Annotated in this window: 21 protein-coding genes; all 21 read right to left on the bottom strand. The window is 49.7% G+C overall.

The genetic code is table 11. The features are described from left to right. Nucleotides 1-119 precede the first annotated feature (119 nt). Nucleotides 120-635, bottom strand: a complete 516-nt coding sequence (locus AC5W14_RS09390) for a (2Fe-2S)-binding protein (protein WP_496194209.1) — start codon at nucleotides 633-635, stop codon at nucleotides 120-122. Continuing rightward, the gene (pucD, locus tag AC5W14_RS09395) at nucleotides 619-2,886 is read right to left on the bottom strand and encodes a xanthine dehydrogenase subunit D (RefSeq protein WP_496194210.1); all 2,268 of its coding nucleotides are present in this window, start codon (nucleotides 2,884-2,886) and stop codon (nucleotides 619-621) included. Before pucD ends, AC5W14_RS09390 begins: the two co-directional genes overlap by 17 nt. After that, nucleotides 2,870-3,748 (bottom strand): FAD binding domain-containing protein, encoded by an 879-nt coding sequence (locus AC5W14_RS09400; protein ID WP_496194211.1) that lies wholly within the window; start codon nucleotides 3,746-3,748, stop codon nucleotides 2,870-2,872. Before AC5W14_RS09400 ends, pucD begins: the two co-directional genes overlap by 17 nt. Then, nucleotides 3,721-4,332, bottom strand: a complete 612-nt coding sequence (locus AC5W14_RS09405) for a nucleotidyltransferase family protein (protein WP_496194212.1) — start codon at nucleotides 4,330-4,332, stop codon at nucleotides 3,721-3,723. The genes AC5W14_RS09400 and AC5W14_RS09405 overlap by 28 nt, the downstream gene beginning before the upstream one ends. Continuing rightward, nucleotides 4,329-5,303, bottom strand: coding sequence for an XdhC family protein (locus AC5W14_RS09410; RefSeq protein WP_496194213.1), 975 nt, complete (start codon nucleotides 5,301-5,303; stop codon nucleotides 4,329-4,331). The genes AC5W14_RS09405 and AC5W14_RS09410 overlap by 4 nt, the downstream gene beginning before the upstream one ends. A 19-nt stretch (nucleotides 5,304-5,322) precedes the next feature. Then, nucleotides 5,323-6,669, bottom strand: a complete 1,347-nt coding sequence (locus AC5W14_RS09415; protein WP_496194214.1) for a 5'-deoxyadenosine deaminase — start codon at nucleotides 6,667-6,669, stop codon at nucleotides 5,323-5,325. Nucleotides 6,670-6,904: 235 nt separating this feature from the next. Continuing rightward, complete coding sequence (locus AC5W14_RS09420) at nucleotides 6,905-7,255, bottom strand: Na-translocating system protein MpsC family protein (protein ID WP_496060282.1); 351 nt, start codon at nucleotides 7,253-7,255, stop codon at nucleotides 6,905-6,907. Between the two features lie 122 nt (nucleotides 7,256-7,377). Then, entirely contained in the window at nucleotides 7,378-7,680 is a 303-nt protein-coding gene (locus AC5W14_RS09425; RefSeq protein ID WP_496060281.1) for a YerC/YecD family TrpR-related protein, read from the bottom strand. Nucleotides 7,681-7,811: 131 nt separating this feature from the next. Continuing rightward, nucleotides 7,812-9,554 (bottom strand): adenine deaminase C-terminal domain-containing protein, encoded by a 1,743-nt coding sequence (locus AC5W14_RS09430; protein WP_496060280.1) that lies wholly within the window; start codon nucleotides 9,552-9,554, stop codon nucleotides 7,812-7,814. 249 nt (nucleotides 9,555-9,803) lie between these two features. Further along, nucleotides 9,804-11,060 (bottom strand): phosphoribosylamine--glycine ligase, encoded by a 1,257-nt coding sequence (purD, locus tag AC5W14_RS09435; protein WP_496060279.1) that lies wholly within the window; start codon nucleotides 11,058-11,060, stop codon nucleotides 9,804-9,806. A 16-nt stretch (nucleotides 11,061-11,076) separates the two neighbouring features. After that, the gene (gene purH / locus AC5W14_RS09440; RefSeq protein ID WP_496194215.1) at nucleotides 11,077-12,615 is read right to left on the bottom strand and encodes a bifunctional phosphoribosylaminoimidazolecarboxamide formyltransferase/IMP cyclohydrolase; all 1,539 of its coding nucleotides are present in this window, start codon (nucleotides 12,613-12,615) and stop codon (nucleotides 11,077-11,079) included. A gap of 5 nt (nucleotides 12,616-12,620) precedes the next feature. Further along, on the bottom strand, nucleotides 12,621-13,202 hold the full coding sequence (purN, locus tag AC5W14_RS09445; protein WP_496194216.1) for a phosphoribosylglycinamide formyltransferase: 582 nt from the start codon (nucleotides 13,200-13,202) through the stop codon (nucleotides 12,621-12,623). Next, entirely contained in the window at nucleotides 13,199-14,236 is a 1,038-nt protein-coding gene (gene purM, locus AC5W14_RS09450) for a phosphoribosylformylglycinamidine cyclo-ligase (protein WP_496194217.1), read from the bottom strand. The genes purN and purM overlap by 4 nt, the downstream gene beginning before the upstream one ends. A gap of 19 nt (nucleotides 14,237-14,255) precedes the next feature. After that, nucleotides 14,256-15,677: an amidophosphoribosyltransferase gene (gene purF / locus AC5W14_RS09455; RefSeq protein WP_496060275.1), complete on the bottom strand. Its 1,422-nt coding sequence runs from the start codon at nucleotides 15,675-15,677 to the stop codon at nucleotides 14,256-14,258. Next, the gene (gene purL / locus AC5W14_RS09460) at nucleotides 15,653-17,878 is read right to left on the bottom strand and encodes a phosphoribosylformylglycinamidine synthase subunit PurL (protein WP_496194218.1); all 2,226 of its coding nucleotides are present in this window, start codon (nucleotides 17,876-17,878) and stop codon (nucleotides 15,653-15,655) included. Before purL ends, purF begins: the two co-directional genes overlap by 25 nt. After that, nucleotides 17,862-18,545, bottom strand: a complete 684-nt coding sequence (purQ, locus tag AC5W14_RS09465) for a phosphoribosylformylglycinamidine synthase subunit PurQ (RefSeq protein WP_496194219.1) — start codon at nucleotides 18,543-18,545, stop codon at nucleotides 17,862-17,864. Before purQ ends, purL begins: the two co-directional genes overlap by 17 nt. Beyond that, a complete protein-coding gene (gene purS, locus AC5W14_RS09470) occupies nucleotides 18,542-18,793 on the bottom strand; it encodes a phosphoribosylformylglycinamidine synthase subunit PurS (protein ID WP_496060272.1) in 252 nt (83 codons plus the stop codon). Before purS ends, purQ begins: the two co-directional genes overlap by 4 nt. Beyond that, nucleotides 18,786-19,505, bottom strand: a complete 720-nt coding sequence (purC, locus tag AC5W14_RS09475) for a phosphoribosylaminoimidazolesuccinocarboxamide synthase (protein ID WP_496194220.1) — start codon at nucleotides 19,503-19,505, stop codon at nucleotides 18,786-18,788. The genes purS and purC overlap by 8 nt, the downstream gene beginning before the upstream one ends. A 22-nt stretch (nucleotides 19,506-19,527) precedes the next feature. After that, nucleotides 19,528-20,823, bottom strand: a complete 1,296-nt coding sequence (gene purB / locus AC5W14_RS09480; RefSeq protein WP_496194221.1) for an adenylosuccinate lyase — start codon at nucleotides 20,821-20,823, stop codon at nucleotides 19,528-19,530. Nucleotides 20,824-20,854: 31 nt separating this feature from the next. Continuing rightward, nucleotides 20,855-21,988, bottom strand: a complete 1,134-nt coding sequence (gene purK, locus AC5W14_RS09485) for a 5-(carboxyamino)imidazole ribonucleotide synthase (protein ID WP_496060269.1) — start codon at nucleotides 21,986-21,988, stop codon at nucleotides 20,855-20,857. After that, nucleotides 21,985-22,473, bottom strand: a complete 489-nt coding sequence (gene purE, locus AC5W14_RS09490; protein ID WP_496060268.1) for a 5-(carboxyamino)imidazole ribonucleotide mutase — start codon at nucleotides 22,471-22,473, stop codon at nucleotides 21,985-21,987. The genes purK and purE overlap by 4 nt, the downstream gene beginning before the upstream one ends. Between the last annotated feature and the right edge of the window lie 72 nt (nucleotides 22,474-22,545).

A 22,545-nucleotide genomic window follows, 5' to 3' on the forward strand; every position in this document is an offset into this window, starting at 1 on the left:
TTTTATAGTAAAAAAATATTATTTAGTTTAAGTCTAAAATGTTTCCCTAAGGAAAGAATAGACTATTTTTTATTTTTCGTCAATTATATTCCTGATTTTTTCAAACAAAAAAGCCCCTATTAGGGACTGTCACTTGATCCTTCGAAAGCAAGGCTGTCGGCTGCCTTTTGGACAGCCCTTATAATACTGGCATAGCCTGTACAGCGGCAGAGATTGCCTGCCAATGCCTCTTGAATGTCTTCCACGGATGGATCGCTGTTTTTGTCCAACAATGCTTTAGCCGCAACAATCATGCCGGGCGTACAGTAGCCGCATTGAAACCCGCCTTCTGTTAAAAAGGCTTTTTGAATCGGATCCATTGCCTCTTTTGATCCAATTCCTTCTATCGTTGTTATGCTGCTCCCCTCTACCTGGCAGGGCATAACCAGGCAGGCATTCATCAGCTCTCCATCTACGAGGATCGAACAGGCACCGCACCGGCCAATGCCACAGGAAAGTTTCGTGCCTGTCTGCTGCAGATCGTCTCTAAGTACATCCACCATTCTTTCGACTGGATTTCCATTGTACGTTACTTGTTCCTGATTCACTTGAAAACGAATGGTTTTTGTCGTTTTGCTGTTATGCGCGGATTTCATCTGCATTCTCCTCTCGGCCCAGCTTCATCAATAGTTCTCTTGAAACCGGAATACTGGTGATATGAGTGCCGATCGCTTGAAACACGGCTTCTGCAATCGCGGGAGCCACAGCTACCGTTCCGATTTCCCCTACGCCGCGCGGACCGTACTTGTCTTGTTCGTATAAATCTTCAATCGCCTCCACCGCCATTACTGCCGGTACATCCTGAATCGTTGGAATCATGTACGTATCCAGATTGTCGGTGTCATACCGGCCGTTTGTCATAGCAGCATCTTCCATTAAACTGTAGCCGACAGACATAACACCTCCGCCTTCTATCTGGCCTCTGTACCCTTTTGGATTTACGACGGGACCGGCCGCTGCCGCATGCTGCAGACCAATCACCTTGACCCTGCCAAGACGTATATCAAGTTCTATTTCCGCCACCACAGCACCAAACGTATATAAAAAATGCCCGGAGTCAATTTCGTCCGGCGTCACCGGAAAATCGAAGGTTGTCTGCACTTCCAGCATTTTTTCTGGAAACGCCTCGAAAAGCTCCCGGTAAGATACGGCCTGTTCTCTTGTTTCCAGTAGATACACTCCGCCTTTTCCTGTATAAAACCCCTCCGTGCTTTTCCCAAGTACAGCTGCGGCCCGTTCAAACAGCTGCTTCTGAAACAAAGGCTTCAGCCGCTGGATGGCATGATAGACCATGCTTGTACCGCGCGAAGCCGTCGTCGAACCGGAAACCGGCACTTTTTCTGTGTCTCCTATCAGAAAGCAGACGTCTTCCCGACTGCATTCAAACGCCTGAACAAGTGTATTTTCAATAACCGCTACAATGCCCTGGCCGCATTCTTCAAATCCAAAAACACCTTCTATTTTCCCTTCCTCATTCAGACGGATCATGCCTCCGGAAGGATCGAGACGCCCGTATCCAAGTCCTCCGCCATGCATGGCCACAGCTGTACCGAGCCCGCGCTTGATATACTTTGCGGCCGGCGGCTTTTCTGCCAGTTCCGTCTGTTTTTCTTTTCTAATACGCTCCGCGGCCTCCAGTACTAACAGTCCGCCGTTTGTCGGTGCAATCCGGTGGCCGAGCGGTCCCGGTGATTCATGCTTTCTCATATTGACTGCCTGGAAATCGTGCAGATCCATGTTAAGTGCAGCCGCCAGCCGGCTGACCTGTCCTTCGAGTGCAAAGGTAACCTGATTTCCACCGAAGCCGCGGAACTCACCGGCTACCCCGTTATTAGTATAGATCGATAACCCTTTTGTACGGACATGCTCAATATCATACGGTCCGGACGCATGTTCTACTGCAAATTCCAGAACAGCCGGTCCTAATGTGGCATAGGCTCCGGTATCTGCCTCAATATACGTCTCGTGGGCGATAAGCTTTCCTTTTTTGTCCACTCCCGTTTTCATTTTAATTTTCATTGCATGGCGTTTAATTCCAGCACGGACCGATTCTTTCCGGCTGTTATGGATTTGAACCGGCTTTCCCGTTTTCAGTGCGAGCAGTGCCGCGTAAGGCTGTACGTTCAACTCATCTTTTCCGCCGAACGAACCTCCTATTGGACTCGATATGATGCGGATACGCTCTTCTTCCATCTGCAGAATTCTGGAGAGTTGAAACCGGTCCTTGAGCCCGTGCTGGGTACCCATGTAAACCGTAATCCCACCGCCTGCTTCCGGGACGACCACCCCGCCTTCCGTTTCCATATAGGTGTGCATCTGCCGGGGTGTTTCATATGTTTCCTCTACGACGACTTCACAGGCAGCGAATGCACTGTCAGCATGCCCGCGCTGCTGCTCTGCCTGATGCAGAATATTTCCGTCTTTATGAAGCGCCGGTGCGTCCGGGGCCAGGCTTTTTTCCATCGTATCTATAATAGGCAGTTCCTCGTACTCGACGATAATCTTCTCCAGAGCTTCCTCCGCGGCTTCTTTCGATACGGCTGCAACGGCCGCGACTGCATCTCCCATATAGCGGACTTTGTCTTCACAAAACACCGGCTGGTTCGGCGTCACGATACCAAACCCATTTAAACCGGGAACATCTGCCGCTGTAATAACGGCTTTTACGCCGGGAAGGGCTTCGGCTTCTTTTGTTTGGATGTGTTTAATCAAAGCATGGGGAGAGCGGCTGCGAAGCACCCGGCCGTAAAGCATGCCTTCTATCCGACGGTCCGTTAAATATTTAAGCGTGCCTGTCACTTTCTCTATGCCGTCCGGCCGGATGTTTCCATCATTTTTCAGCGGCATGGCTCCTATCCTCCTCTTTCCAGATTTCCAATGCAGACTCCAGGATCATGCCGGCAGCCATTTTTCGATAGCCGGATGCTGCAAACACATCGGATACCGGGGCATACTCCTCCAGAATCGTTTCACAGGCTGTTGTCACTGCCGAATGAGTCAGCGTCTGATTTTCCAGGCAGGCTTCTGCGGCAGGCATCCGCTCCGGCGGCTGATCTCCACCGCCTACGGCAATTCTTACGTGTTTCAGACGCCCTGCCGGCGTCCAGTCCGCCGATGCCGCTACAGTCAGGATCGAAGGGCTGAACGTTTCCCGGCTCCCTACTTTTTCAAAAAAAGTAAGTGTTGGTGATGGGAGCGGAAGCTGAACAGCGAGCAGAAGAGCTGCCCGCTCCTGTGTCCGGTTCAGATAGTGGTCCAACGGCAGCACCTTCTCTCCGTCTTCATCCATAAAACGAACCTTGGCATTTAACACGAGCAGTGATGCGGCTGCATCCCCTTTACGATAGCCGATGTTGCCTCCAATGGTTCCCTGGTTTCTGATGGCAGGCGATCCAACAGCACCGGCCGCTCTGCATAATACTGGAACGTGCGCCTTTAAAATAGGATGATCGATACAATAACGAAGCAGTACATTGGCTCCGATAGACAGAAAATCTTCGCCATTTTCTCCCTGTCGTTGAAGCGTCTGCAGTTCCTCGAGCGCCTGCAGCATAATCATATACGATGGAAGCGGAGTACCTTTTTCCCGCTGCAGTTGAAACGTGGTGCCGCCCATCATAAAAGCGGCGTCCGCCCCATATGTTTCTTTCAGCTGCCAGGCCTCCTCTATTGTATGCGGAGTTAAAACGATACTGTTTGCACCAGCCATTGGTAATCTTCCTTTGTGTCTATGTCATAGAAAAGCGCCTCGTTTGCTGCAGAAAGAACAGTTCCCTGCAGGGAATTATCACCACGGAGACAAGATCGTGCTCCTTTATCTCCTTCAAGCTGTTTCAAACGGGAAAACAGCTGCTTTTGCAGCAGAAGCGGCGGCTGCAGGCGGCCCATTGCGGCATAATCCTGGGAAGCATTTTCACAGGTGCTGATTAACTGATTGATTCTTTTTGCAGTAACAAACGGCTGATCTGCCAGCAGTATAACTACCGCATCTGCTCCCGCAGCTTCCGCTTCTTCTATACCGCGCCGCAGGGAATAGGCCTGGCCTTCCTCTGCCCGTCCGGCCACTACGGTTGTCCATCTTTCCCTCCAGGACTCCTGATAAAATAAGGGAGCAATCCACCGGGTATCCGTGCCGGGACGGGTCACAATAATTGTCGTATCGAGTTCCGATAAAAGTGCCTGCTTTAACGCAACACTGCCAAGTGACATGCTTCCTGCAGGCAGATGAAGCTTGTTTTCCTGCATTCGTCTGCTTTCGCCGGCAGCCAGATAAATACCTGTCACCTTTTTCACCTCGCTGCCTCCTTAACGGCAGACTGTTTGGACAACGGAATGATTTCCGCTAAAATACTGACCGCAATTTCTTCTGGTCCCTCTGCTTTAATGGAAAGACCGACAGGAGACGTAATCCACTCCGGAAGCGGTCGTCCGTTCTGCAGCCGTTCCGCCCTCGCTTTGGAACCGAGAATACCGAGATACATCGGACATTTTGGAATCAGATACTCCAGCAGCTCTTTGTCGTATTGAAAATGGTGGGTCATCAACAGCACAAAATCAGAAGGAGCAACCGGCACCTTTGCAGCCAGTTCTTCAGGAAATCCACAGTAGATCGCCTCTGCTGCCGGATGAATCTGTTTCCGGCACCTTTCCACGCGCCAATCAGCAACCGTTACGGAAAAGCCACTCATCGAAGCGATTTGCACAAGCGGTTCCACATCCGTACCAGCTCCAAATATAACCAGCCGCTGTTTAGGCTTGATAACCTGGACGTACATTATTTCTCCGGTGGAAGTGATAAAGCGCCCTTTCGTTTTCACAAGGGACACTTCTTCAGAAGAAACCAATGCCGTTTTCAGCCGGCTCTCTTTTTCCACACGCAGCACGACCGCTTCTTTCCCTTCTTTTAGAAGACCCTCGATTGTAAAAAGCCGGTGGATTTGTTCAGCCCGCAGAGGCTCCATATGAACGAAAACACTTCCATTACAGCCGGTGCCTTCTCCCCAGGACAGCGGATCATACCCGCGCATGTCGTATTCCACCGTACGGTCTCCGTGCTCCCATACTTCTGTGACCCTGGCTGCAATGTCCTGCTCCAGGCAGCCGCCGCTTAATACTCCTGTCATCGCTCCCATGTGATCTACCAGCATGGTAGTGCCTTCTTTTCGATAAGCCGACCCTTCTACGTGAATAATTGTCGCCAGCATGGCAGGCTCGCCGTGATTCATATGACGCAGCGCCTGAATAATCCTATGCAGGTTTTCCATCTGATATCTCCTTTCTTTTTTACGTCACTATCTTTTGAACGGCGGCGAGCATGCGTTTAATGGAAACGTTCGACTGGGTAAGCACATCTGATTTGTTTACAGTCAGATGCTTTTTGTTTTCCATAACAATTTTCCCATCAATAATTGTTGTTTCTACATCCTGGGCCTGCGCTGAATACACTACGCGGGAATACGGATCGACCGTTTCGGAAGGATAGCTGTGAAAATCACGCAGGTCCATCAGAAATAAGTCCGCTTTTTTACCGGTTTCAATGCTTCCGAGTTCATGATCCATTCCTATTGCCTTTGCTCCGCCGCGTGTAGCCATACGAAGTACTTTCGCTGCAGGCATTGCCGTAGGACCGTGAATTGGTTTAGGCAGAAGAGCGGCCAGCTTCATTTCGTGAAACATATTCAGATTGTTATTGCAGGCGGCTCCGTCTGCCCCAATGCTGATATCACAGCCATCGGAGTCCAGGGTGTACGTATCTGCAATTCCAGAGGCAAGCTTTAAGTTTGATCCCGGACAATGCACCATTTTTACCTGTTTTTCTTTAATAATCTGCCTCTCTTTTTCATTGAGCCACACGCAGTGCGCCAGGATAAGGCGCTCGTTTGCCAGCCCAATGTGATCGAGGTATTCGACATTCGGCATGCCGCGCTGCGATTCCACCAGCTCTATTTCGCCTTTGTTTTCGGAAGCGTGGGTATGAACATATACATTGTAATAATCAGATAAATCACGGACTTCCGTCAGCAGCTCTTCCGTGCAGGAAACAACAAAGCGCGGGCTGAAAGCATACTGAATTCGTCCGTTGTCATAGCCGTGCCATCGTTCCAGAAGTTCCACGCTTTCTTTAATAGAAGCCCGGGTATTTTCAAGCAGCTGCGGCGGTACATCGTCGCCGACATCCATCATAACTTTTCCGGAAAGCGCGCGGATGCCGCTTTCGGCAATTGCCTGAAACGCCGATTCGGTGTGATGGACCGTCTCCATATCAACGATGGTAGTCGTTCCACCGCTGATGCACTCTCCAATACCGAGCATCGCCGAATAGTAAATAGATTCCTCGTCGTGGGCAGCTTCAAGCGGCCACAGCCTTTTTTTCAGCCAGTCCATTAATTCCAAGTCATCTGCCTGTCCCCGGAAAATCGTCTGACATAAATGAATATGTGTTTGGATAAAACCAGGAAGCACCGTTTTTCCCGTGCCGTCAATCATTCTCGTCTGGGCCGGATCCAGCTCCTGAATATCCCGGCCTATCGCTGCAATACGTCCATCCTGAATCAATATGTCCCCGTTTATAATATCCATTCCATCATTCATTGTAATGATTTCCGCATTCTTTATTAGAATATCTTTCATGAGAATCCCTTCTTTACTGTGTATTTGGGATAAAAAAGCCGGAGAATTACACAGTCCTTCGACTATGCGCTTCTCCGGCTTCTATTCTTTTCCGACCAGCGGAAAGACAGCTCCCGATTTTTCGATTAAAAGAGACTGCCCGGATAAACAGGCTGTTTCCTTTTCGTTTAATTGTTAATATCGTATGAAAAAAACACCAGTTTGTCTGGTTATTTGTTAGATATCCTTACATATTTTATGTATCAATATAAATAATGGCCGCCGCTTCTTCTGTAACAGGATCAAAGTCTTTTAAAATCGTTTTCACTTTAATCGAAAGCTGCTTTTCCAATTCTGCCTTCAGACGTTCTTTAAATTCTTTGATCAAGGTCGTGTCCACGGTCAACGTAAGTTCCGGATACTTCTTATGAATGGCTTCGAGCGCCGGCACGCGCTGATGCTCCCCAAACACCAGAATCTTGTCCTGCAGCATCTCGATTTTCTGTTTCCTGACCCCGACTTTGTACATATCCTGATTGACTTTATTATAAATCTGCGCCACTTCTTTCCGCAGTGTTTTTTCATCCATTTTGTTATATGCGTTCATGTTGTCCCTCCTCCTATTAGTATAATAAATACTCTCCGGGCTCCGTTCTGTTTGTGTACATAATCTGACAGCTTTTTCTGTAATACAAAAACCGCCCCCGGGCTGAGCCGGGAGCGGTTTCTTTATTTTTCCTGGGTTTCTTTGATTCGGTCCAGCGTCATTTGATAGCTGTCATTTCCATAGTTCAAACAGCGTTTCACGCGGGAAATCGTAGCCGTACTGGCTCCGGTTTCTGTTTCGATTTTATGGTACGTATTCCCGTTCTGCAGCATTCTGGCTACTTCCAGTCGCTGAGCTAAGGATTGAATTTCATTTATGGTACACAGATCATCAAAAAATGCATAGCATTCTTCCAAATCCTTCAATGACAATATAGCCTGAAACAGCTGATCTAATTCTTTTCCACGAAGTTTATCAATCTGCATCCTTTACACCTCACTTTAAAACGAATGTCCAACTTTCATTCCTGCTGTAAAACTGCTTCTCAGACGCTGATACATATGAAAATCAGTGACTTGTTTTGTTAGGTTACCGTTCTGCCCTGTACTTTTACAGTTTAACGCATAATAGAAGGAAAGAGTACCGTTTTCTTATGCACGTCGAAAATTCCCTTTTGGGTCACCCGGATGTAAGGCAGGTGGGTCGAGGAGAAAAACAGCATGCTGTATATAGGGTCATCATGCTTATAACCGCGCTCGCGGAGCTTTGCCTCAATGCTTTCATGCTTGGCAATCACTTCTTCCATCGGTGCAAGCGACATGGCGCCGAACAGCTTCAGCGGAAGGCCTTCAATAACTTCATTGTCTTCGACAAGAAAGATCCCGCCGTCATTCTGCTTGAGTTCTTCAAAAGCACGGAGCATGTCTTTTTTTCGTTTCCCGATTAAAATAATGTCACCGGTATTGGAAAATGTCGTCGCAAGGCCGCCCAGGTTTTCCGCGAAGCCTTTTATGACGGTATTAATACGCCATTTCCCGTGGCGGTCCAGCATCGTAAAAAAGCACTCGTCGTGATCAGGATCGAGCTCATCAATGGCTGCGTCCACGCCTATTTGATACGGCTTTAATATAACCGAATTGACTAATTCAATTCCCATCGGCATGGAAAAATGAAGATCATCGTAGGTAAGGTTCCAATCAAGCATTAATGGATGGACCCCATATTCACTCCAGGAAAAATGCTTCTGCGGATATAGGTTTTCTTCTCCGCGGTACACCCATTTCCCTTTAGCCATCACTGCTTCCGGCTTCGGAATTGATGGATCTTTCAGAAAGTTAATATGAGCAAGCCGGCCGGGCGCAATCATTCCAACGTAATCATCAATGCCAAGATGCTTGGCGGAGTTGTAGGAAGCCATTTCGTATGCTTCTATTTCCGGCACTCCTTTTTCCAAAGCGATTTCGATTGTGCGGTCCATAATCCCATCTTTGTAAAAAGAAGGCGTGGAGCCGTCTGTATTCATCGTAAAGCGGCTGAAGTCGGTAATACCTGCTTCCAGCAGACCTTCCAGCATTTCCGGCAGATCCGGGCGGATGGAAGAATAGCGCAGGGAAGTAGTCATTCCTGCGTCCAGCCTCATTAGCGCCTCATCCGCCGTCATTGCTTCATGGTCGCCTGAAACACCAAGCAGTGCCATTTGGATAATGGTTTTTTCGGAAGCACCGGGCAAATGGCCTTCAATCGGCTTATTTGCTTCTTTCGTCTGCTGCATCCAGTGAAGAATCGTATCATCACCTGTCATGACCCGCGGCCATGCTGTAAGTTCCCCGCCCTGTACGACGAGTGGGTGCTCCAGCCATGACATCATTTTGGAAGGAGAAAAAATAGAGTCTTCTTCCTCCATTTCCGTCTGGGCATCGTATCGCGCCCACCAGTACATGGAAGTCGGGAGATTATCCAGTTCTTCTATAAGTGTAAGCGCTTTCTTTTTATCAACATGCAGAAAGAAAAACATATTGTCATTTACGAGTGTCGTTGTTCCCCGCTGGGAAGCATACGCTGCAAAAGTGTGCGGATTGTAAAGCTGAAACGGATGAACATGTGGCTCTATATAACCTGGCACAAGAAACTGGCCTGTGCAGTCTACTACTTCCGCCTGTTCAGTATTATCGGGAAGGCTGTCTCCTACGTATATAATGCGATCGTCCGATATCCATATGTGGCCTTCCAGCCATTTTTTCCGTGCACTGCTCAAGTACGTTGCATTTTTTAATACTATATCAGGTGAGCGTTGTCCTCTGATAACGGAAAGTTGGTTTCGAAGTGTTTGTTTGTTCCATCTAAATAACCGGGATGCCATATTTTCACCTGCTTTGCTGTATTTTTATGTTTGCTTATTTAGTGCTATCGTATCACACTTTGCCTCTGTACTCCACGAAAGGAAGTGACAACTGTGGGAACTCTGCCCCGGCTTAACGGGGCGGAGCACCCCTGTTACTGTAACAAAAAGAACGGATCTGTTTGGTGTTGTTGAGAAGAAATCTTCCATTGAAATTCACTGCCGGCAATAGAAAAGCCCTCCGCCTGACCGGCAGAGGACTTCAATGCATCAGGTGGCAGCCGATATGGCTTTATGCCCGATGTCTTTACGGTAAAACAAGTGGGTCGTATCAAGATCTTCGAGCTTCGCGTAGACCTTCACCTGTGCTTCTTCAAGCGTTGCAGCTTTTTCTGCGATTAACAGCACGCGTCCACCAGCGGTTTTATACTGGCCGCCTTCCTCTTCAACGCCTGCAAAAAACAGCATATCAGATGACGGTACCGCAGCAATCGGCTGATGTTTTGCATAAGAGCCGGGATAGCCTTTAGAAGCGGCTACTACACCGAGTACCGCATCGTCGGACCAGGAAAGCACCGGCTTTCCGCCGGCCAGCAGGTCCAGAATCACTTCTGCCAGATCAGATTCCAGACGCGGCAGCACTACCTGCGCTTCCGGATCGCCGAAACGGGCATTAAACTCGATGACTTTAGCGCCGCTGTCTGTCATCATCAGCCCGGCATACAAAATACCGGTAAACGAACGACCTTCTTTCACCAAGGCTTTAGCAGCAGGCTCAAGTACCTGCTCCACTGCTTCCTGCACCTGCTTTTCTTTAAACTGCGGCACGGGGCTGTAGGCCCCCATCCCGCCGGTGTTCGGTCCCTGATCCTGGTCATAGGCACGTTTATGGTCCTGGGCGCCTACCATTGGAATCACCGTTTCTCCGTTCACAAAGGCCATCAGCGACAGTTCTTCCCCGCTCAGGTACTCTTCGATCACGACTTCCGCTCCGGCCCCGCCGAATTTACTGTCCACCAGTATATCGCGGAGCGCCTCGCCGGCTTCCTCTTCTGTCAGCGCGACGGTCACGCCTTTGCCTGCCGCCAGGCCGTCCGCTTTGATTACGATGGGAGCACCGATTTTCTGTACATACGCCAGCGCCTTATCATAATCAGAAAACACTTCATAAAAACCGGTCGGTATGTTGTAACGCTTCATAATGTCTTTGGCAAATGATTTACTGCCTTCAATTTTGGCAGCAGCCTGGGAAGGGCCGAAAACGGCCAGGCCTTCCTTATGAAAGCGGTCAGCCAGTCCTTCAAGCAGCGGTACTTCCGGACCGATCACGGTCAGTCCGATATCCTGCTGTTTGGCAAAGGAGACAAGACCGTTCTGATCCGACTCGCTGATCGCTGTACACTCTGCCGCTTCTTTCATGCCCGGATTGCCGGGGGCCGCGAACACTTTATTAGTTTTCCGGCTTTTAGAGAACGCCCATGCGAGAGCATGCTCCCGGCCGCCTCCGCCGATAACGAGTACATTCATAAGTGAATCGCTCCTTTTAATGTTTAAAGTGGCGGATGCCTGTAAATACCATCGTAATGCCCAATTCATCAGCCATCGAAATAGATTCTTCATCACGGATAGAACCACCCGGCTGAATAATAGCGGTTACGCCGGCCGCTCCTGCTGCTTCCACCGTATCTTTCATTGGAAAAAAGGCATCAGAACCCATCGCGGAACCGACAGCTTCCTCGCCTGCCTGTTCTACTGCAATAGCTGCAGAGCCGACGCGGTTCATCTGGCCGGCCCCGATTCCAATGGTTTTATCGCCTTTAGCCAGTACGATTGCATTTGACTTCACGTGCTTGACTATTTTCCAGGCCAGCTTAAGATCCTGCCATTCCTGCTCGGAAGGCTCCCTTTTAGTTACAACGCGAACGTCCGCATCCAAAAAGCCCTTAGCATCCTGTTCCTGGACAAGTGTGCCGCCGTAAATGGAAGTCATTACCGAACGCTCCATTGGGGCTTCGTCCATGGAAACACTCAAGAGACGGATGTTCTTTTTAGCTGACAAAATGTCCAGCGCTTCCTGTGAGAAGTGCGGGGCAATCACGATTTCCAGAAAGATATTCTTCAACTGGTCCGCTGTTTCCGTGTCGACTTCCTGGTTTAATGCTACAATGCCTCCAAAAATAGACACTGGGTCTGCTTCATACGCTTTCTGGTACGCTTCGGCAATCGTTTCTCCGACGCCGACACCACACGGATTCATATGCTTTACGGCTACTGCAGCCGGCTGGGAAAATTCTTTTACCATTTCAAGCGCTGCCTGGGCATCGTTAATATTATTGTAGGAAAGCTCTTTACCATGCAGCTGAAGCGCATTGGCGATTGAACTGATCGGGCCGATCGGCTCTCTGTAGAAAGCCGCTTTCTGATGGGGGTTTTCCCCGTAGCGCAGATCCTGCTTCTTCTCATACGTTACGGTGTACGTTTCCGGATAAAGTTCCCCGGTCTGACCTGTTAAGTAATTGGCGATCATAGCGTCATAGGCTGCTGTATGGCGGAAAACTTTCGCTGCCAGCATTTTCCGGCGCTCGACACTAATTTCCCCGTGCTGCTCCAATTCATGTAACAGCTCTTCGTAATCGTTGGGATCCGTAATCACTGCAACATCCTGATAGTTTTTGGAAGCGGCGCGGAGCATCGTCGGTCCGCCAATATCAATGTTTTCGATCGCTTCTTCGAATGTCGTTTCCGGACGTTCAATCGTTTCTTTAAACGGATACAAATTAACGATAACGTAGTCAATCGGAGCGATATTATGTTCTTCAAGCTGTTTCATATGGCTTTCTTCCGAACGCATTGCAAGAAGTCCGCTGTGAATATTGGGATGAAGGGTTTTTACACGTCCATCCAGAATTTCCGGAAACCCGGTAACATCAGAAATCCCGATGACCTTGACGCCTCCTTCTTTAAGAACGCGGCTTGTGCCTCCTGTAGAAATAATTTCAATGCCGAGGCTTTCCAGTTTTTTCGCAAAGGGGACGATGCCCTCTTTGTTTGATACGCTGATCAGTGCTCTTTTTGTGTACATGCCTGTTAAAAGCTCCTTTCCAATTTTCCAGCGAGTTCATCGATAACTTCCGGATACAATCTATGCTCTATCGCCTGAATGGCGTTCGTTAATGTCTCTTTGGAGTCTGTGCGGCGTATGTTTACCGCTTCCTGCGCAATAATGCGGCCGGTGTCCATGCCTTCGTCCACGTAATGAATCGTCACTCCGGTAATTTTCACCCCAGCTTCCCACGCCTGCCCGATCGCATCTTTTCCGGGAAAAGCCGGCAGCAGCGAAGGATGGATATTAACGATGCGTCCTTCAAATGCGTGGAGAAGAACCGGGCCGATCAGGCGCATGTATCCTGCCAAAAAGACAAAAGAGATGCCATGATGTTCCAATTCCTGTACAATCTCTTCTTCAAACGCCTGTTTGGAACTGTACTGTTTCGGCTGAAAAGAAAATACGGGAATATGCAGTGCTTCTGCTTTTTGAATAACGGCCGCCTGCGGTTTATCACATACAAGCAGGGAGACTGCTGCGCCGAGCCTCCCCTCCTGTTCTGCCCGGACAATGGCTTCGAAATTCGAGCCGCTGCCTGAAGCAAATACTGCTATTTTTTTCATGAAACGGTGCCATCCAGTTCAATCGAACCTCCGTCGGTAACGGAGCCGATCCGCACGGCTGGTTCCTGCCCGGCATGAAGCGCCTGTAGTGCCGCATCGGCATCTTCCGGGCGGACAGCTGCGATCAGGCCGATACCCATATTAAAGGTGCCGTACATATCTTTATCCGACAGACTGCCGGTAGACTGAATCAAGGAAAAAATCTCCGATGTCTTCCAGGCTGAAGTCTGAATGGACGCACCAAGGCCTTCCGGAAGCATTCTTGGTATATTTTCATAGAAGCCGCCGCCTGTAATATGAGCCATTCCCTGCACAGTTACGGTGTTCATTAAGTCACGTACTGCTTTTACATATATTCTTGTCGGGGTTAACAGCTCAAGCCCGAGCTTCTTTTCAAGCGGAGAGTAGATTTCCTGGAGCTCCAGGTTCCCTTTATCAAACAGGACACTTCTGGCAAGAGAAAGCCCGTTGCTGTGAATACCGGAGGAGACAAGACCGATCAGTACGTCTCCTTCCCGGATATTTTCACCGGTGACAATATCTTTCTTTTCCGCCGCACCGACCGCAAATCCTGCAAGGTCATATTCATCAGCATCATACATGCCCGGCATTTCTGCCGTTTCCCCGCCGATCAAAGCACAGCCTGACTGCTCACAGCCGTCGGCCACGCCTTTTACGATTGCTTCGATCTTTTCCGGGACGGCCTTGCCGCACGCGAGATAATCGAGAAAATAAAGCGGTTCTGCGCCTTGAACGGCAATGTCATTAACGCACATAGCGACGGCATCCTGGCCGATCGTATCATGTTTATCCATTTGAAAAGCGATCATCAGCTTTGTGCCGACGCCGTCTGTTCCCGAAATAAGCACGGGCTCTTTGTATGGAAGCGCAGAAAGGTCGAACATGGCGCCGAACCCTCCGAGTCCTCCCATCACTTCCGGACGCATCGTACGGCTTGTATGCTTTTTCATTCGTTTTACTGCTTCATAGCCGGCCTCTACATCAACGCCGGCTTGTTTATATGCATCAGACATCGTCAAGCCCCTTTCTATTCTAGCTGTTCATCACTTTATCATGGGGATGAACGGTGTCTTCGTAAATTTCTGTTGGGTAGTTTCCTGTAAAGCATGCCAGGCACTGGCCGCAGTTCTTATCCTGGCTGCTTCTTCCAATCCCTTCAAGCATGCCGTCGATGGAAATGAAGGCTAATGAGTCGGCTCCCATTTTTTCACGCATTTCTTCCACTGTATGGTTCGACGCGATCAGCTCCGCCTTCGTTGACGTATCGATACCGTAAAAGCAGGGGTGGGTAATCGGCGGCGACGTGATGCGCACGTGTACTTCCAGCGCACCGGCGTCTTTCAACAGCTGAACGATGCGGCGGCTTGTCGTACCGCGGACAATAGAATCATCCACCATGACAACACGTTTGCCGGCCACTACGCCCCGTACCGGGGACAGCTTCATCTTAACGCCCTGCTCACGCAGCTCCTGGGTCGGCTGAATAAAGGTCCGTCCGACATATCGGTTTTTAATAAGGCCAAGCTCGTAAGGAATGCCGCTCTGTTCAGCAAAGCCGATAGCCGCTGAGATGGAGGAGTCCGGAACACCGGTTACGACATCTGCTTCCACCGGCGTTTCCAGAGCCATCTGCTTGCCGAGACTTTTCCGGGCCGTATGCACATTAATCTGATCAACATCCGAATCCGGTCTTGCAAAATACACGTATTCCATACTGCATATCTGTCTGTCCGCCGGTTTGGAAAACAGCTGCGAGCGCATGCCGTCTTTATCGATAATAACAATTTCCCCCGGCTGCACTTCCCGTTCGTGCACAGCGCCTACAGCGTCAAATGCACAGGTTTCCGATGCTACTACGTAGGCATCTCCCATCCGTCCAATCGAAAGCGGACGCAGGCCGTTTGGATCCATGGCCACCATCAGCTTGTCTTCGGTCAACACGGCAAGCGCGTAAGCACCTTTGATCGTGGAAAGGGCATCTTTAAACTGTTCTTCAAGCGTTGGGTGAGGACTTCGTTTAATCAGGTGGGCCAGTACTTCTGTATCGGAAGTGGACTGAAAAATGCTGCCTTCCCGTTCCAGGTCACTTTTTACTCCATTTGCATTAACAAGGTTTCCATTATGAGCGAGCGCCAGTCCGCTTGTCTGGGACTGGAATAAAAGCGGCTGTACGTTTAACAGCCCGCCTCCACCGGAAGTAGCATAACGAACATGCCCTATCGCTGCATGCCCCTGAAGCTTCTCCAGTTCACCTTCTTTAAATGCTTTCGTCACAAGGCCAAGCCCTTTGTGTGTGCTCAGCTTATCCCCGTCGCTTACGACGATGCCGGCACCTTCCTGCCCTCTGTGCTGCAGGCTGTGCAGGCCGTAATACGTTACCTGCGCTGCATCTTTATGTCCCCAGATCGCAAAAACTCCGCATTCTTCATTTAAGCCTTTGATTTCACCAAACATGGAATTGCTCCTTTCCAGGTCTCCTCCAATGTCTTTAAAGGAGCCTGTACCACCGTTTCTCCTGATGCTGATGCAATATGCAGCTGGCTGTTGTCCGTCACTGTGCCAATGAATTGAGCGTCTTCGATCATATCTTCCAACAGTTTCTTTTCGTCGGCCGGTACACTGATAACAAAACGGGACTGGGTTTCAGAAAACAATTCATTTATCGGTTGCCTGGAAAGCGTGACATCTGCTCCAAGCGATGTGCCTATTAAGCTTTCCGTCAATGCTACGCCAAGCCCGCCTTCTGAAATATCGTGGGCGGAAGAAACAATGCCCATTTTAATTGCTTCCAGAAGCTGCTGCTGGCGTTTTTTCTCTACGGCCAGATCCAGCTTCGGCGCCTTGCCGGAGATATAGCCCTGTTCCATTTTCTGCAGTTCACTGCCGCCAAATTCCGGCGCTGCTTCGCCGATCACATACACCGCGTCGCCTGCCTGTTTGAACGTCTGGGTCGTAATATGCTTTAAATCTTCGATCAGGCCTACCATACCGATGACCGGCGTTGGGTATACCGCTCCCTGGCTTGTTTCGTTGTAAAGGGAAACGTTGCCGCCGATGACCGGCGTTGAAAGCTCGGTGCAGGCTTCGCTCATGCCGTCTGTCGATTTTTCAATCTGCCAGAAAATCTCCGGGTTTTCCGGACTTCCGTAGTTCAGGCAGTCTGTCACGCCTAAAGGACGGGCCCCTGAGCAGACAATATTACGCGCAGCTTCCGCTACCGCGATGCGCCCGCCTGTTTCCGGATCCAGATATATATAACGCGAGTTGCAGTCTGTCGTCATCGCGAGAGCTTTGTTTTTGTCTCTTACTTTAATAACGGCCGCATCCGACCCCGGCTGCACGACTGTATTTGTCTGCACCATATAGTCATACTGGTCGTAAATCCATTCTTTGCTTGCAATGGTCGGCTGCTCCAGCAGTCGAAGCAGGGTGCCCTGCAAGTCTTCTACATCCGGAAGCCAGTTGATGCCCTGGTTTTCCTGGTAATAAGCAGGTTCTGAAGAGGCCGGATGATACACGGGTGCATCCTCTGCAAGCGAATCAACAGGCACGTCGGCTGCTACTTTGCCGTTATGAATCAGGCGCAGTACCTGCTCTTCGATTACTTCCCCAACGTTGGCAGAGAGAAGTCCCCATTTATCGCATATATCAATAATTTCCTGTTCACGGCCTTTTTCTACAACGAGAAGCATCCGCTCCTGCGATTCGGACAGCATCATTTCGTATGGTGTCATGCCTGTTTCGCGCTGTGGCACAAGATCAAGATTCATTTCAATTCCTGATCCTGCCTTACTCGCCATTTCGGCGGAAGAAGAAGTCAGACCGGCCGCTCCCATATCCTGTATGCCGACGAGCGCATCTGATTTCACAAGCTCCAGGCATGCTTCCAATAACAGCTTTTCTTTAAATGGATCTCCGACCTGAACGGCAGGACGCTTGCTCTCCGATTCTTCACTCAACTCCTCTGAAGCAAAGGTAGCACCGTGAATACCGTCACGACCGGTGTCGGCTCCGACATAAAGAACCGTGTTTCCAACTCCTTTAGCCTGACCCTTTTGAATGTTTTTATGGTCAATCAAACCTACGCACATAGCGTTAACAAGCGGGTTGCCTTCATAGCACGGATCAAACTGAATTTCACCGCCGACGGTAGGTACCCCGACGCAGTTGCCGTATCCGGCAATGCCGGCGACTACTTCTTCGAGCAGGTAACGAACGCGCTGATTGTCAAGCTCTCCGAAGCGCAGGGAGTTTAACAGCGCAATCGGACGGGCTCCCATGGAAAATACGTCACGGAGAATACCGCCTACGCCCGTGGCCGCCCCTTGATAAGGTTCAATAGCGGAAGGGTGGTTATGGCTTTCGATTTTAAATACTACCGCCTGGTCATCGCCAATATCGATGATGCCGGCACCTTCCCCGGGTCCCTGCAGAACTTCTTCTCCGGTAACCGGAAACTTTTTCAGCACGACTTTGGAGTGCTTGTAGCTGCAGTGTTCGGACCACATAACGGAAAAAAGCCCCGTCTCTGTATAATTCGGCAGACGTCCGAGAATTTTTTCCACCATCGCAAATTCCTGCTCTTTAAGGCCCATTTCTTTATAAATATGCTCTTTCTTAATTTGCTCTGGGGACGGTTCAAGTAGTAACGACATGGGATTTCCTCCAATGATTGAGAATAGATTGAAACAACGGCAGGCCATCAGCGCTGCCAAGCAGGTCAAGAGTGGCTCGTTCCGGGTGCGGCATCATGCCGAGCACATTTCCTTCTTTATTTACAATGCCGGCAATATCGCCGACGGATCCATTAATATCTTCTTTGTACGTGAACACAATCTGATTGTTGTCCTGCAATTCCTGGAGGGTGGCATCGTCGCAGAAATAGTTGCCTTCTCCGTGGGCGACTGGAATCGTAATATCTTGGCCCTGTTCATATTTTCCGGAAAAAGCTGTTGTGTTGTTTTTTACCTGCAGGGTTGTCTGGCGGCAGATAAACTTCAGCGATTTATTCCGCTGCATGGCGCCCGGCAGAAGCCCGGCTTCAAGCAGAACCTGGAATCCGTTGCAGATGCCCAGCACCGGCTTGCCTTTTGACGCTTCTTCGATCACGCTCTCCATTACCGGCGCAAAGCGGGCGATCGCACCTGAGCGAAGGTAGTCTCCGTAGGAAAATCCGCCTGGAATCAGGATGGCATCATAGGCTGCAACGCTTTTTTCGGTGTACCATACTTTTTCTACTTCTTCTCCAAGGCCGTCTTTGATGGCGTAAAACATATCGTCATCACAGTTGGAGCCTGGAAATACGATTACGGCGAACTTCATGAGGAAACAACCTCCTCCATATTGTACGTATAGTCTTCAATAACCGGATTTGTCAGCAGCTTATGGCACATCTCTTCGACTTTTTCCTGCACATCGTCCGTGTTTTCCATATGAAGCTCGATAAATTTACCGGTCTGCACTTCGCTCACTTCGTTATATCCCATCGTGTGAAGAGCGTTATTAATGGCGCTACCCTGCGGATCCAATACGCCGGCCTTTAACGTTACGTAAATCTGAACTTTAACCATGTATAGTGCCTCCCAGTCTTTTTAAAATCTCCTTGTAGCCGTCCTGCAGGGAACCAAGACCATAGCGGAACAGGTCTTTATCGAATTTTTCCCTCGTCGTTTTGTCCCAGAGCCTGCATGTATCCGGAGAAATTTCATCGGACAGCAGGATCGCTCCGTCTTCTGTCGTACCAAATTCCAGCTTAAAATCGACCAGAATCAATTCACATTCGTCAAAATGCTTTTTAAGCGCATCGTTTACTTCCAGCGCCAGCTTTCTCATTTCGATCGTCTGGGCCGGTTCCGCTGCATGCAGAAGGCGGATATGATCATCGTTAATAAGCGGATCGCCCAGCTCATCGTCTTTATAGTAAAATTCCACTACCGGCACATCTACTTCGGTGCCTTCCGGAATACCGGTGCGCTTTTTCAGGCTGCCGGCAACTACATTGCGGACAACGACTTCCAGTGGAATAATCGTTGTTTTATGAACGAGCTGCTCTGTCGCGGAAATTTTTTTCTCAAAGTGATTGCGGATGCCAAGAGACGTCAGCTTTTCGAAAAGAAGAGAAGAAATAACATTATTCAGCTCTCCTTTTCCCTTTAAGATGTCTTTCTTTTCTCCGTTAAACGCTGTGGCTTCATCTTTATATTCCACCCAGAGAAGTCCTGGTGTATCTGTTTCATAAAGCCGCTTGGCTTTTCCTTCATACAGAAGATCCTGCTTTTCCACTCAAAACGCCTCCCTGGTTTATTTACTCAATACCTGCACGCTTAAAGATCGTATCCACTTGTTTCATATGATGATTGTAGTCAAAGCATTCATCGAGCTCTTGTTCTGTGAGCACTTCTGTAATGCGGGGCTGCTGGTCAACAAGCGTCCGGAACTGAACGCCCTCTTCCCATGCCTGCATCGCTGTAGGCTGCACGAGATCGTATGCTTCTTCCCGGGCCATGCCTTTGTTGATTAATGTGAGCATAACGCGCTGGGAATAAATCAGTCCGAACGTTCTTTTCATGTTGGCTTTCATGTTTTCCGGAAACACCGTCAGGTTTTTAACAATATTGCCAAAACGGTTCAGCATATAATTAAGCGCGATTGTCGCATCCGGCAGGATGATGCGTTCTGCCGACGAGTGGGAAATGTCACGCTCATGCCAGAGCGGCACGTTTTCGTATGCTGTAAGCATATGGCCGCGGATGACGCGGGCGAGGCCTGACATATTCTCCGAGCCAATCGGGTTACGTTTATGAGGCATCGCGGAGGATCCTTTCTGCCCTTTGGCGAAAAACTCTTCCACTTCGCGTGTTTCACTTTTCTGCAGGCCGCGGATTTCCACCGCCATTTTTTCAATCGACCCGGCAATAAGAGCAACGGTGCTCATGTAATGAGCGTGGCGGTCCCGCTGCAGCGTCTGGGTGGAAACAGGAGCCGCTTCAAGTCCAAGCTGATGGCAGACATGCTCTTCAATATACGGTGGAATGTTGGCAAACGTGCCAACCGCACCGGACAGCTTTCCAACACGAACCGTTTCTGCAGCAGCACGGAAGCGCTCCAGGTTGCGCTGCATTTCCTGATACCAGAGGGCAAGCTTTAAGCCGAAAGTCGTAGGCTCCGCGTGCACTCCGTGCGTGCGTCCCATCATGACCGTGTATTTATGTTCTTTTGCTTTTTCTTTCAATATGGAAGTGAAGTTCTCCAGATCCTTTAACAGAATCGCATTCGCCTGCTTGAGCTGGTAGGAAAGAGCAGTATCTACAACGTCTGTAGAAGTCAGGCCGTAATGCACCCATTTGCGTTCTTCCCCAAGCGTTTCTGACACGGCTCTTGTAAAGGCCACAACATCGTGGCGCGTTTCCTGCTCGATTTCGTTGATACGTGCCACATCAAACCCTGCATTCTCACGGATTTTTTCCACGTCTTCCTTTGGAATGTCTCCAAGTTCGGACCAGGCTTCGCAGGCGGAAATTTCCACTTCAAGCCAGGCGTTAAAGCGGTTGTTTTCTGTCCATATTTCTCCCATTTCCGGGCGGGTGTAACGTTCAATCATGTTGATTCCTCCACTCTCTCTATCTGCTGCTTTATTTTATATAGGTATTCCATACAGTATTGCTGTCTTCAAGCGCCTGTTCCACGCTGTCGCGCAGCACGGTCCAGTGTCCCATTTTCCGGCCGGGACGACTTTCCGCTTTTCCGTAAAGATGAATGTGCTCTTTGGCAAAATCCTGCAGGCCGTTCATTACCGGCTCCACGTGCTGCCCTAATATATTTGTCATCACGACCGGCTTGAGCAGGCCGGTTGGTCCGAGCGGCAGTCCGCAGACGGCGCGGATATGCTGTTCAAACTGGGATGTTTCACAGGCTTCAATCGTGTAGTGCCCGGAATTGTGCGGCCGGGGTGCCACTTCGTTTACGTAGAGCGTTTCTTCATCTATAACAAACATTTCAATAGCAAGCGTACCAACAAGCTGTAAATGCCCGGCTAATGTTTCAGCCAATGCATAGGCCTTTTCTGCTAAGGTGCCCGGAATCCGGGCTGGAACGATCGTTTGGTGGAGAATATTGTTTTCATGAATGTTTTCTCCGACAGGAAATACAGCTGTTTCTCCTGTCGTCGCTCTCGTAATAATAACGGAGATTTCTTTTTCAAACGGGATCCAGGCTTCAAGGACAAAATCCGCCGGATTCTTTTCTGCCAGGCGGCTGTATGCTTCCTGCAGGTCTGTTTCTTTTTTCAGCACTTCCTGGCCTTTGCCGTCATATCCGCCCCGGCATGTTTTTAAGACAGCAGGAAGGCCGATGGCTTTAACTGCGGCCTTGAGGGAATCATAGTCGGTGACCGGCTGGTACGGTGCCACCGGAACGCCCGCGGCTTCAATAGCTTTTTTCTCACGAAGCCTGTGCTGGGTCGTATGAAGAAGCGCACCGCCCTGCGGAAGGTACATCGTTTCTTCCAGGAAAGAAGCCGTGTCGGCATCAATATTTTCAAATTCATAAGTCAGGACGCTGCAGTGGGAGGAAAGTTCTTCTGCCGCGCTGCGGTCGTCGTAGGCTCCTTTTATTTCCACATCGGATACCTGGCCGGCTGGAGAGCCCGTTGAAGGCTCCAGTACCGCCGTACGGTATCCCATCGGCCGTGCGGCAATTGCCATCATCCGGCCGAGCTGCCCGCCGCCGAGTATACCAATTGTTTTGCCGGGAGGTATTAACGTCATGATGGAAGGTCCCCCGTTTCTATTACTTTGCTGCGCATCTCTTCGCGCCGGTTATCCATTTTTTCAGCAAGCTCCTCATCAAATGCCGAAAGAATCTGTGCGGCAAGCAGGCCGGCATTTACTGCCCCTGCTCTGCCAATAGCTACCGTAGCGACAGGCACGCCGCCCGGCATCTGAGCGATCGACAGAAGCGAATCCATTCCCTGCAGCGCTTTTGATTGGATAGGAACCCCGATAACAGGAAGTGTTGTCTTGGCTGCGGTCATGCCAGGAAGATGCGCGGCGCCGCCGGCTCCTGCAATAATAACTTTCAGCCCTTTCTGACGGGCCGTTTCTGCATACTCGAACATTAAATCCGGTGTCCGGTGGGCAGATACGACCTGTTTTTCATATGCAATATTCAACTCATCCAGCACATCACATGCGTTCTTCATCGTTTCCCAATCGGATGTGCTTCCCATGATTACTCCAACCTGCGGATTCATTCTTCCACTCCTCTACGGCTTTGCTCCGTTGTGTTCTATGTGTTAAAAATCCACGAAAAAAGCCCCGGTAGG

It is taken from the genome of Sinobaca sp. TMA16-18 (genome assembly GCF_059510535.1).